Origin of the sequence: Streptomyces sp. NRRL WC-3618 (assembly GCF_001280005.1) — a bacterium.
Taxonomy (GTDB): domain Bacteria; phylum Actinomycetota; class Actinomycetes; order Streptomycetales; family Streptomycetaceae; genus Streptomyces.
Map to the genome: position 1 here is coordinate 1 of NZ_LGDW01000242.1, position 1212 is coordinate 1212.

At 68.5% G+C, this 1212-nt stretch carries 1 protein-coding gene and 1 pseudogene; one reads left to right on the forward strand and one right to left on the reverse strand.

Annotated elements, in window-relative coordinates; all coding sequences use genetic code 11:
• Nucleotides 1-26 precede the first annotated feature (26 nt).
• On the reverse strand, nucleotides 27-1016 hold the full coding sequence (gene hemB, locus ADL01_RS21420) for a porphobilinogen synthase (RefSeq protein WP_053743651.1): 990 nt from the start codon (nucleotides 1014-1016) through the stop codon (nucleotides 27-29).
• On the opposite strand from hemB, the pseudogene ADL01_RS46420 reads away from it, so the two are divergent.
• Nucleotides 955-1212: pseudogene (locus ADL01_RS46420) on the forward strand (hypothetical protein); the annotation flags it as partial. The gene hemB and the pseudogene ADL01_RS46420 sit on opposite strands and share 62 nt — an antisense overlap.

The following is a 1212-nucleotide window of genomic DNA, read 5'->3' on the forward strand; positions in this document are numbered from 1 at the left end:
GCCCCCACCCCCGCCGACCACCCACCTCACAACATACGGGCGGCCTCGGTGGCCCAGTAGGTGAGGATGTTCTGCGCACCGGCGCGCTTGATGCCGGTCAGGGTCTCCAGGATGGCCCGCTCCCGGTCGACCCAGCCCTTCTCCGCGGCGGCCTCGATCATCGAGTACTCGCCAGAGATCTGATAGGCGGCGACGGGTACGTCCACGGCGTCGGCGACCTTGGCGAGGATGTCGAGATACGGCCCGGCGGGCTTGACCATGACGATGTCGGCGCCCTCCGCGAGGTCGAGGGCCAGCTCCCGCAGTGACTCCCTGACATTGGCGGGGTCCTGCTGATACGTCTTCCGGTCCCCCTTCAACGAGGAACCGACGGCTTCCCGGAAGGGCCCGTAGAAGGCGGAGGAGTACTTGGCGGTGTAGGCGAGGATGGCAACGTCCTCGCGCCCGATCTGATCAAGGGCATCGCGAACAACCCCGATCTGCCCGTCCATCATCCCGCTGGGGCCCACGACATGAGCCCCGGCGTCGGCCTGCACCTGGGCCATCTCGGCGTACCGCTCAAGGGTGGCGTCGTTGTCGACGCGCCCCTGGGCGTCCAGTACCCCGCAGTGCCCGTGATCGGTGGTCTCGTCGAGACAGAGGTCGGACATGACGAGCAGCTCGTCCCCCACCTCGGCCCGCACATCACGGATGGCGACCTGCAGAATCCCGTCAGGATCGGTACCGGGAGTCCCGAGGGCGTCCTTCTTGCCCTCCTCCGGCACCCCGAAGAGCATGATCCCGGAAACCCCGGCCGCGACGGCGTCGACGGCGGCCTTCTTCAGACTGTCCCGAGTGTGCTGGACGACGCCCGGCATGGCCGCGATCGGAACGGGCTCACTCACCCCTTCCCGCACAAAGGCGGGGAGGATGAAGTCAGCGGGGTGCAGCCGGGTCTCGGCGACCATGCGCCGCATGACAGGCGAGGTACGCAGCCGCCGAGGACGCGCACCGGGAAACGAACCGTACTTCGACATCCCCCCACGCTACGCCCGCCCCGACACTCCGCTTGCCGACGGCCCGTCGGCCAACCCGGCGTTCGACGACGAGGCTCCGCCAGCCCAGCTCGTGTTTCCCACCCACCCGTTTGCCGCAGCTATCAAGCCCAGGCCCGCCATCTCAGCCCGCCCGGCGCTTGAGGACAAGGCCCCTTCAGCCGAGCCTTCTTTCCCA